The organism is Bacillus cereus group sp. BfR-BA-01311, assembly GCF_022664295.1.
Lineage (GTDB): Bacteria > Bacillota > Bacilli > Bacillales > Bacillaceae_G > Bacillus_A > Bacillus_A cereus.
The window spans coordinates 1-203 of sequence record NZ_JAKUHC010000050.1; the positions used below are offsets into that span (position 1 = coordinate 1).

The following is a 203-nucleotide window of genomic DNA, read 5'->3' on the forward strand; positions in this document are numbered from 1 at the left end:
ACCATCGGCGCTAGAGAGCTTAACTTCCGTGTTCGGTATGGGAACGGGTGTGACCTCTCTGCCATCATCACCAAACTATGAAGGCATATTCCTTCAAAACTAGATAACATTTGCTACATATTATATGGTTAAGTCCTCGATCTATTAGTATTCGTCAGCTCCACATGTCACCATGCTTCCACCTCGAACCTATCAACCTGATC

Annotated in this window: 1 rRNA gene; it reads right to left on the reverse strand. The window is 44.3% G+C overall.

What is annotated here, in order from left to right:
• Window positions 1–75, reverse strand: a 5S ribosomal RNA gene (gene rrf / locus MR136_RS28380); the annotation flags it as partial.
• Between the last annotated feature and the right edge of the window lie 128 nt (window positions 76–203).